This is a genomic window from Kitasatospora sp. NPDC047058 (genome assembly GCF_040643935.1).
Lineage (GTDB): Bacteria > Actinomycetota > Actinomycetes > Streptomycetales > Streptomycetaceae > Kitasatospora.
On record NZ_JBEYVJ010000302.1, the window covers coordinates 1 to 8,911 of the forward strand.

At 75.5% G+C, this 8,911-nt stretch carries 8 protein-coding genes; 4 read left to right on the plus strand and 4 right to left on the minus strand.

Annotation, left to right across the window (positions count from 1 at the left end; genetic code table 11):
- Positions 1-551: 551 nt before the first annotated feature.
- Both ABZ885_RS30590 and ABZ885_RS30595 read right to left on the minus strand, forming a co-directional pair.
- Positions 552-1,880, minus strand: a complete 1,329-nt coding sequence (locus tag ABZ885_RS30590) for a DUF5685 family protein (protein ID WP_360195643.1) — start codon at positions 1,878-1,880, stop codon at positions 552-554.
- Between the two features lie 131 nt (positions 1,881-2,011).
- Positions 2,012-2,800 (minus strand): DUF6215 domain-containing protein, encoded by a 789-nt coding sequence (locus tag ABZ885_RS30595; protein WP_360195645.1) that lies wholly within the window; start codon positions 2,798-2,800, stop codon positions 2,012-2,014.
- Positions 2,801-2,961: 161 nt separating this feature from the next.
- Between ABZ885_RS30595 and ABZ885_RS30600 the strand changes: the two genes are divergently transcribed.
- The 3 genes from ABZ885_RS30600 to ABZ885_RS30610 all read left to right on the plus strand — a co-directional run bounded on the left by ABZ885_RS30600 (position 2,962) and on the right by ABZ885_RS30610 (position 5,800).
- Complete coding sequence (locus ABZ885_RS30600; RefSeq protein WP_360195648.1) at positions 2,962-3,525, plus strand: helix-turn-helix domain-containing protein; 564 nt, start codon at positions 2,962-2,964, stop codon at positions 3,523-3,525.
- Positions 3,522-5,006: an MFS transporter gene (locus ABZ885_RS30605; RefSeq protein ID WP_360195651.1), complete on the plus strand. Its 1,485-nt coding sequence runs from the start codon at positions 3,522-3,524 to the stop codon at positions 5,004-5,006. The genes ABZ885_RS30600 and ABZ885_RS30605 overlap by 4 nt, the downstream gene beginning before the upstream one ends.
- 95 nt (positions 5,007-5,101) lie before the next feature.
- Complete coding sequence (locus tag ABZ885_RS30610) at positions 5,102-5,800, plus strand: alpha/beta fold hydrolase (RefSeq protein ID WP_360195654.1); 699 nt, start codon at positions 5,102-5,104, stop codon at positions 5,798-5,800.
- A 12-nt stretch (positions 5,801-5,812) separates the two neighbouring features.
- On the opposite strand, the gene ABZ885_RS30615 is transcribed toward ABZ885_RS30610, so the two are convergent.
- A complete protein-coding gene (locus ABZ885_RS30615) occupies positions 5,813-7,180 on the minus strand; it encodes a DUF2252 domain-containing protein (RefSeq protein ID WP_360195662.1) in 1,368 nt (455 codons plus the stop codon).
- A gap of 278 nt (positions 7,181-7,458) precedes the next feature.
- Between ABZ885_RS30615 and ABZ885_RS30620 the strand changes: the two genes are divergently transcribed.
- The gene (locus ABZ885_RS30620; protein WP_360195657.1) at positions 7,459-7,863 is read left to right on the plus strand and encodes a DUF2809 domain-containing protein; all 405 of its coding nucleotides are present in this window, start codon (positions 7,459-7,461) and stop codon (positions 7,861-7,863) included.
- Positions 7,864-7,899: 36 nt separating this feature from the next.
- Here ABZ885_RS30620 and ABZ885_RS30625 read toward each other — a convergent pair whose 3' ends face one another.
- Positions 7,900-8,682, minus strand: coding sequence for an SGNH/GDSL hydrolase family protein (locus ABZ885_RS30625; protein WP_360195659.1), 783 nt, complete (start codon positions 8,680-8,682; stop codon positions 7,900-7,902).
- Positions 8,683-8,911 lie beyond the last annotated feature (229 nt).

The window sequence follows — 8,911 nt, forward strand, 5'->3', positions numbered from 1 at the left end:
GGCACCAGCACCGTACTCAACCGGAACTGCGCCACCATCAACGCAGGGTCACCCACCCCCGCCCGCAGCATCCGCACCTGATGCACCAAACCCGCGTTCCGCATGATCCCCCGATCGCGCCCGGTCCCGTTGTGAACGCCACCCTAATGCACGCATCTGGGGACGGATCGCCAGCTATCCGCGGCCGTGGGAGGCGGTGCGAGGGCTCCGGCGGTTGAGCCGGACCATGCGAGCGGCCCGGCCGGCCGTGTACGAAATTCTGACACTGCGTCATCGATGGCGTCGTCATGGGGCGTTCGGTCGGAGCAGGGTCGTGCTGCGAGCCTTCGGGAGGTGGCGGTGGGCGACCCGGTCATCCGAGGGCCTGTCGCGGCGGCATGGTGGACCGTCAACCGTGTGACGGAACCGCCTCGTCCCCGGCACGAAGCCGTGACCGTTCCGGTGCGGCGCGGACCGTCACCGCACCCCCGGAGCTCACGCCCGCCTTCTGGTTCGCGAACGTCCGGGCCGGCCGGCGTGCTCGGGCGCCGGCCGGCCCGGTGGCCGCAGGGTCAGTTGCAGCCGCCGCAGTCGCAGCCGCCGTCGCAGCAGCCGTCACACCCGCAGCCGTCGCCGCAGCAGCCGTCGTCGCCGCAGCACTGGCAGCATTGGCAACAGCCGTCGCAGTTGTCGCAACCGCCGCAGTTCCCGCAGTCGCAGTTCTGCCGGGCACACCAGCCTTCCCTGCGCTCACGCGAGAAGGGGTCGTCGTGGTCGCAGCACATCAGCTGGCAGGAGCAGGCCATCAGTGCCCAGACCGCGCAGCCGGCCAGCAGGTTGCGCCGGTGCGGCGGCGGGGCGCCGGGCGGGGTGAAGCCGGGGCCCTGCGGGACCCACGGGGGGACCGGCGCGCCGGGGCCGGCCGGTGGGGCCTGGTGCGGATCGTGCTGCGGCGGCGTCTGGTACGGGTTGGGTGCGGTGGGTGCGGTGGACGTGGTGGATGCGGTGGGTGCGGCCTTCGTCCGGCAGGCGGTCGCGTGTGTGGCGGGCCCGAAGGCCCGCTCGACGGCGCGCTCGGTCTCGTGCGCGAGCAGGACGTGCACCAGGGCGCGGTCGGTCAGTTCCACCTCGCGCAGCGCGAGCCGGATCCCGTGGACGGCGTCCCGGCAGAGGCGTTCGGCCTCGGCGCGGTCGGTGCCGGTCGCGGTGAGCGGGTTCCACGCGCCGCTCGCGGCGTCCGCGGCCTGGTCCTCGGCGGCGTCCAGCAGGTGGGCGAGCCGGCCGAACAGCCGGCCCGCCTCGGCCAGCGGCGCGGCGTTGCCGGGGCGCCCGGCCAGCACCGCGGTGTGCGCGAACGCGGCCGAGGTGGCGCTCTCGGTGGGCTCGGTGACCAGCAGGACGGACCCGCCCGGGGCGAGTCCGCGCTCCAACTCGCCCTGGCGGGAGGCCGCGTCGAGCAGCACGGCGGTGTCGAAGCCGACGGCGGAGGCGCTGCCGGCGCTCTTCCGGTCCCAGCGCCTGGTCACCGCGCGGGCCCCGGCCGCGACCGGCCGGCGGGCGAACACGCCGTCCCGGTCCTCGACGTGGTCGCGGATCTTCACCGAGGCGAGCGCCAGCGAGACGGCGGCCGCCAGCCGGGCGCCCTCGCCCTTGGCGACCGAAGCGGTCCGCATCCCCCGCAGCGGGCAGGGCCCGGCGGTGCGGCGCCAGGAGGCGTCGTCCCGGGCGCTCTGCGCCTCGACCAGCACCGAGATGATCAGGCCGTCGTAGTTGGTGGCGGTCCGGGCCAGCTGCCCGTGGTCGTCCCGGAGTGCCAGGCAGAGCCCGCACAGGTGTGCCATCCAGGATGTCTGGAGTCGTTCGGACAGTCGGTGCCGACACGGCCTGATGATCCCGAACATGGTCCCCCCTTGCCTGCGTGGGCCTGCATCGGCCCTGGTCAGGCACATCATAGGATCAACGAACCGAGCTGCGGGAGCCTGTGACGGTGCCGTGACAGGCTCCCGGACCGGCCCGGGTTCGGCCCGGCGGCCTACGCTCCCGCGACCCAGCCCTGGAGCGTCGGGAGCACCTGCTCGGCGACCCGGAACAGCGCCGCGTCGTCCGGGGTCGTGAAGTCCTGCCGCCAGACCGTCAGCTCGAAGGACCCGGCGCCGGCCTTGGCGTCCTTCGCGACGACGAGGTGCCGGGCGACGCCGCCCTTGCCGGCGCCGGCACTCCCGCCCGTCAGGCCGAGGGAGAGCTTCATCGTGTGGTCCGAGTACGTCATCGCGGGGTGGCCGAGGACCGAGGTGGGCGCGTCCTTCGACTGCGCGAACAGGGCGGAGTCCTGCACCCCGACCCGGTGGTTGTCGGTGAGCTGCACCATGAGCGAACCGAGCTGCACCTTGGCCGAGGCGTCGTACACCTTCGTGCCGTCCGCGAAGGTCATCGGCCCGCCGCCGGACTGCGCCACCGAGACGTGCTCGGCCGGCAGGCCGACCAGCGTCGGAAGGTCCGGCCGGTTGAGCGCGGCGCACAGCGCGGGGTACTCCGGCGCGTCCGTCTCCGTGGGCGCGTTGCACGCGGCCGGCTTCCCGTCCGGCGTCGTGGAGTGGCCGAACACCCCGAGGCCCCACAGGAGTGCGGCCGTCCCGCCGAACAGCAGGATCGCCGTCACGGCCTGCGCCACTCCGCTCGGCCCCTCCTTGCGCCCCGGCTCACCCGCGCCGGGCGCCGCGCCGTCCTGGCCGGCGCCGACGTCCCCACCGATGCCATCGCCCACGCCCTCGCCGAGTCCGGTGCCCTCGCCCGGCCCCTCGGTGACTGCAGCTTCCGTCATGTCCTTCGTCCCCCCACCAGTGGTGCGCCCGCGACGGGCTGCGCGATCGTAGCCCATGGCCGCCGCCCCGGTCGCGGCCATATCCGCCCCCCTCGGCCGGCCGGTGCGCGGGCCGGTCCGACCACTCCGGTCGATCCCGTATCCGGGATAGCATCGCGAATATGGGAATCGACACGGCGGCCGACGAACGGCTGGCCCACCGGCTCGCCGAGCTGCGGCTCGAACGCGGGTGGACGTTGGAGGAGTTGGCGCAGCGGTCGGAGGTGAGCCGGTCCACGCTCTCGCGGGTCGAGCGGGCCGAGGTCAGCCCGACCGCGGCGCTGCTGGGGCGGCTCTGCGCGGTGTACGGGCGGACCATGTCGCGGCTGCTGGCGGAGGTCGAGCCGGCGCCGGCGCTGCTGGTGCGGGCCGGGGAGCAGCAGGTCTGGCAGGACGAGGCGACCGGGTTCGTCCGGCGGTCGGTCTCGCCGCCGCACGGGTCGCTGCGGGCGGAGATGATCGAGGGGCGGCTTCCGGCGGGGGCCGACATCGACTATGACCGGCCCGGCGTGCCCGGGATCGAGTGCCATCTCTGGTTGCTGGAGGGAGAGTTGGAGCTGACCGTGGACGGGGAGCGGCAGGTGCTCGGGGCCGGTGACTGCCTGCGGTTCGTCGCCGGGAGCACCCGGTTCCGCTGTCCCGGCCCGGACGACGCCCGGTACGCGCTGGTGGTGGTCGTGCCGTGAAGCCGTCCATATCCGGGGCGCCGAAGGAACGTTTCGACGCCGCCGGGCGCCGGGTGCTGCTGGTCTGCGTCGCGGGCGGGTTCACCACGCTGATCGACCAGTCCGTGCTCAACACCTCGATCCCCGCACTGCGCGAGAGCCTGCACGCCCAGCCGGCCCACCTGCAGTGGATCGTGGCCGGGTACTCGCTCGCCTTCGGGCTGGCGCTGGTGCCCGGCGGCCGGCTGGGGGACGTCCGGGGCCGCAAGTGGTTCTTCGTCACCGGCCTCGCCCTGTTCACCGCGGTCAGCCTGTTGTCGGCGACCGCGACCGAGCCGTGGGTCCTGGTGGCGGCCCGGCTGCTCCAGGGCGCCGGGGCCGGGCTGGTCAACTCGCAGATGATCGGCACGATCCAGGACGTGTTCGGCGGCCAGCTCCGCGCGCGGGCACTCGGTATGTACGCCGTGACCGGCGGGCTCGCCTCCGCCCTCGGACCGCCGGTGGGCGGCGCGGTGCTGGCCGCCGTCGGGCCCGAACAGGGCTGGCGGCTGACCTTCCTGCTCAACGTGCCGTTCGGACTGGCCACCGTCGTGCTGGCCGCCCGCCACCTGCCGCGGCCGCGCCCGAGTGCGCGGCAGGCCGACCTGGACCTGGTCGGGCTGCTGCTGGTGGCCGCGCTGACGCTGACGCTGATGCTGCCCTTCGTCCAGCCGCCGGGCTGGACGGGCTGGCTCGTCTTCGCGGCCGGGGCCGGCCTGCTGCTCGCCGCGCTGGCCTGGTGGCAGCGCCGCTACGCCCGCGCGGGCCGGCAGCCGCTGATCCATCCCGCGCTCACCCGGTCCCGGCCGTACGCGCTGGGCACGGCGGTCGCGATGGCCCAGTTCGGCTCCTCGATCGCGGCCGGGCTGGTGCTGACCATGTTCCTCCAGGACGGCCTCGGGCTCTCCCCGATGGGCGCGGCGCTGGTCGCGCTGCCCTCCGCGGTCTCCATGGGCGTCGCCTCCGCGCTGGCCTGGCGGGTGGTGCAGCGGTTCGGCCGGCGCACCGTCACCGCGGGCATGACCTGCTCGGCGCTGGTCATGCTGGCCGGCGCCCTCGTGGTGCAGTGGGGGCCGGCCGGTGCGCTGCCCTGGCTGCTCGCCGCCCTGCAACTGCTGGGCGGCGCCGCGATCGGCGTGATGGGGGCCACCAACCAGGCGTACGTGCTGCGCCACGCGCCGGCCGAGGCGGCCGGGGTGAGCGGGGCGATCCTGCAGATGGCCCAGCGGATCGCGGCGGCGGTCAGCGTCTCGGCGCTGTCGGGCGTCTACCTGCGGGCCACCGGGGGCGGCGGCGGGCACCGGGCGGCGTACACCTCCGCGAGCGTGGTGTGCGCGGCGGTGGCCGGGCTGGCGGTGCTGGCGTCGGTCTACGCGGGCCGGGCGTCGGCGGATCGGGAGGGGGATCCCGGGGCGGCCGGGGCCGGACGGACGCGGAAGCCGGACGCGACGACCAGGGCGTAGCCGGCCCGGGAGGGGTGGGCCCGAACGCCCGGCGGCGTTGAGCGGTCGGCGAACATCCCGCCGGTCGGGGCCCGGTGCGTCGTACGGTGGCCCGCATGACGACGCACGGGACCGTGGAACTGCCGGAGTTCACCCTCGCCTACCGGGAGAGCGGTCGCCCCGGCGGTCCTCCGCTGGTCCTGCTGCACGCCCTCGGCGAGGGGGCGGCCGACTGGTCGGGCGTCCTGCCCGGGCTCGCCCCGGACCATCACGTGTACGCGCTCGACCTGCGCGGGCACGGTGCCAGCGGCCGCCCCGGCCGGTACGGCCTGACCGCGATGCGGGACGACGTCCTCGGCGTCCTGGACGCGCTCGGCCTGGCCCGGGCCGACCTGGTCGGCCACTCGATGGGCGGCGTGGTGGCCTACCTGGTCGCCCAGGAACGGCCCGGGCGGGTGGGGCGGCTGGTGCTGGAGGACGTACCCGCGCCGTACCCGCGCCCGGCGACCCCGGTGGCCGAAGCCCCGGACGGGCCGGTGGACTTCGACTGGGCGGTGGTGAAGGCGGTCAAGGCGCAGATCGACACCCCGGAGCCGGAGTGGCTGGCGCGGCTGGCGGAGATCACCGCGCCGACCCTGGTGGTGGCCGGCGGCCCGGCCAGCCATGTGCCGCAGGAGCGGATCGCCGAGATGGCCGGCCGGATCCCGGACTGCCGGGTGGCCACCATCGAGGCCGGGCACCTGGTGCACCGGGCCCGGCCGGCGGAGTTCGTGGCGACGGTCGCGCCGTTCCTGGACCTCGCCGGCCGGGACTGAACCGACGATCCGTCAGATTCCGTGCTCGGCCCGGAGGCGGCCCGACCGTATGGCCGCGACCAGGTCGGTGTGGTCCGCCTCGGTGCGGTCCGCGTACGCCACCGCGAAGGCGGCGACCGCTTCGTCCAGGGCCTCGTTCTTGCCGCAGTAGCCGGTGATCACGCCCGGGTCGGCGGTGTGCGCGTGGGCCCGTGCCAGCAGGGCGCCGGTGATCCGGGCGTAGTCGTCCAGCTGGCCGGGCAGCAGCGCGGCCGGGTCGACACTGCCCTTCCGGTTGCGGAACTGCCGCACCTGGTACGGGAGTCCGTCGACCGTGGTCCAGCCGAGCAGGGTGTCGCTGACCACCTGCATCCGCTTCTGGCCCAGCACCACCCGGCGGCCCTCGTGGCTGTCCGGCGCCGTGACCGGGAACCCGGCGCGGGCCAGGTGCGGCACCAGCACCGACGGCCGCGCCTCCTTCACCTGGAGCACCAGCGGCTGGTCACGGTGGTCGGTGAGCAGCACGACGTACGAGCGGGTGCCGACGCTGCCGGTGCCGACGACGCGGAACGCCACGTCCTGCACGTGGTGGCGGGAGAGCAGCGGGTGCACCTCGGCGGGCACCGTCCGCACGTACGGGCCGAGCGCGGCGGCCACCGCGGCGGCCGCCGCGTCCGGCACCTCGCTGAGCACCGGAGGCGCCGCGGTGAACCGCCAACCGCCCTCCTCCGTGCGGACGGTGGACTTGGCGGCGAACTTGGCGCTGGTGTTGCCGAGCGCCTTGGCGCCGACCCGCTCCAGCACCCCGGCCAGGTCGTGCGCCTCGGCGAAGGAGACCAGCTGGTCGTCGGCGACGGCGTTCCAGGCGTCCAGCGCGGGCAGCTTGGCCAGCGTCCGCATGGTCCGCCGGTACGAGCCGGCCGCGTCGAAGGCGGCCCGGCGCGCGGTCGTCTCGTCGGCGCCGATCTCGCGGCCGGCCAGCACCAGGCTGGCGGCGAGCCGCTTGAGGTCCCACTCCCACGGGCCGGGCACGGTCTCGTCGAAGTCGTTGATGTCCATCACGAGCCGGCCGCGGGCGTCCCCGTACAGGCCGAAGTTGGCGGCGTGCGCGTCACCGCAGAGCTGGGCGCCGATCCCGGTCGCCGGGGTGGTGGCGAGGTCGGCGGCCATCAGGCCGGCCGACCCGCGCAGGAAGGCGAACGGGGTGGCCGCCATCCGGCCGAGCCGGATCGGCACCAGGTCGGCGAGCCGGCCGGCGTTGGACGCCTCGATGGCCTCGACGGAGGTCGGGCGGTCGTCGGCGGGGGTGAACTCGGCGTGCCGCTCGCGCGGGAGCCGCTCCCGCAGGGCCTTGCCGCGCTCGCGGGCGAGGCCGTCGTGGCGCGGCGCGAACCCCTCCACGGCGAACCGCCGCCCCGGCCCCCGGCCGTGCCGCTCCGCCGTGCCCGCCCGTCGGCCGGGCTCCTCCACCGTTCCGGTCAGCTGCGTCACTGCGCCCCGCCCCGTCCTTCTGTCGTTCCCGCCCGCGACCTGCGCGGACCCGGCCCCTTGGCAGGCCGGGCAGCAGGCTACCTCGTGGCGCGGCGGCCTGTCGGGAGGGAGGGACGCCGCCCGGGCGGCGGCGGTTCCGGCAGCGGATCCGGCGGCGTCGCCGGTCAGACACGCCTTAGGCTGGCCGTGTGGACGATCTTCGGGGGAGGCGGGCCGTGCGCGTGGCGGCCGCGGTGGCGGCGGTGCTGACGGTGGCGGCCGGGCTGGGTGTCCGGGCGGTGGCCGGCGGCGAGTTCGCCAAATGCGCGGGGGACGCGCTGTACACGGTGCTGGTGTACGCCCTGGTGGTGCTCGCGGCCCCGCGGCTGCGCCCGCCGCCCGCCGCGCTGGTGGCCGCCGGGCTGAGCTGGGCGGTCGAGTTCTACCAGCTCACCGGCGTGCCGGACGAGCTGGGCCGGCACAGCACGCTCGCCCGGCTCGTCCTCGGCTCGACGTTCAACCCGCCGGACCTGTTCTGGTACCTGGTCGGCGCCGCGCTCGCCGCGGCGCTGCACACGGCCGCCGCACGGCGAGGGCGCAGCCGTCCCCGATGACGGGAACGGCTGCGCCCGGCCGAACCTGACGAACCGTCAGAGCGGCATCAGGTCGGGCCGCTTGGCCTCGACGTGGTCGCCGGAGGACTCGCCGCGCAGGCGCCGCCCGACCCACGGCAGCAGGTACTCGCGCGCCCACTGGATGTCCTCCCGGCGGTGGTCGGCGGCGGACTGCACGGGCAGGGCCGGCCAGGGCGCCTCCGGGTCCTGCCCGGTGCGCAGGCCCAGCGAGCGGGCGGCCAGCAGGGCGACCCGCTGGTGCCCCTCGGGGGAGAGGTGCAGCCGGTCCTCGCTCCACGCCCGGCGGTCCTGCACCGCGCGCAGCGACCACAGGTCGGCGACCTTGCAGCCGTGGCGGTCGGCGACCGCGCGCATGTGGCCGTTGTAGGTGGCGATCTTGCCGCGCAGGTGCTTCAGCAGCGGCACGCCGCGGGTGTCGAAGCCGGTGCAGATGAGCACCGTCCCGGCGGATTCGACGAGTCGGGTGACGGCCGCCTCGAAGCGCTCGGCCACCTCGTCCGGGTCGCTGCCCGGGCGCAGGATGTCGTTGCCGCCGGCGCAGAAGGTGACCAGGTCGGGCTGGAGCCGGCGGACCTGCGGCACCTGCTCGGCGGCGATCTGGTCCAGCAGCCGGCCGCGCACCGCGAGGTTGGCGTACCGGAAGGCGCCCGGCGGCCGCCCGTCGGCGAGCATCCCCGCGAGCCGGTCCGCCCAGCCCGCGAAGGCGCCGCCGACACCGGGGTCGTTCAGGCCTTCGGTGAAGCTGTCCCCGAGGGCGGCGTACGAACTGAGGTCAAGGGTCTCCTGGAGGTTCGGCATGAAGGAGATAGTTCACCTTCTCAAGTGACCTACGCCACCGTAGGTGGCCTCCACCGGTACGTGAGATCGGCCACGTAGGGCGGCGCAGGAGGGTGTACCGGACAGGGCGTCAGGCCGGGGAACGCACAAGATCCTTGTCCCCCTCCGGATTTGGAGCCGGCCGGGCGCGCCCGGTCCGCCCGCCCGCCGCCCGCCGCCCGACGTGCTGCCCACCCACCGCGACCGCGCG

Bases quoted from the DNA above. Each gene is read 5' to 3' on its own strand.
- ABZ885_RS30610 (WP_360195654.1), top strand. From the start codon at position 5,102: ATGACGACGCACGGGACCGTGGAACTGCCGGAGTTCACCCTCGCCTAC.
- ABZ885_RS30600 (WP_360195648.1), top strand. From the start codon at position 2,962: ATGGGAATCGACACGGCGGCCGACGAACGGCTGGCCCACCGGCTCGCC.
- ABZ885_RS30590 (WP_360195643.1), bottom strand. From the start codon at position 1,880: ATGTTCGGGATCATCAGGCCGTGTCGGCACCGACTGTCCGAACGACTC.
- ABZ885_RS30625 (WP_360195659.1), bottom strand. From the start codon at position 8,682: ATGCCGAACCTCCAGGAGACCCTTGACCTCAGTTCGTACGCCGCCCTC.
- ABZ885_RS30595 (WP_360195645.1), bottom strand. From the start codon at position 2,800: ATGACGGAAGCTGCAGTCACCGAGGGGCCGGGCGAGGGCACCGGACTC.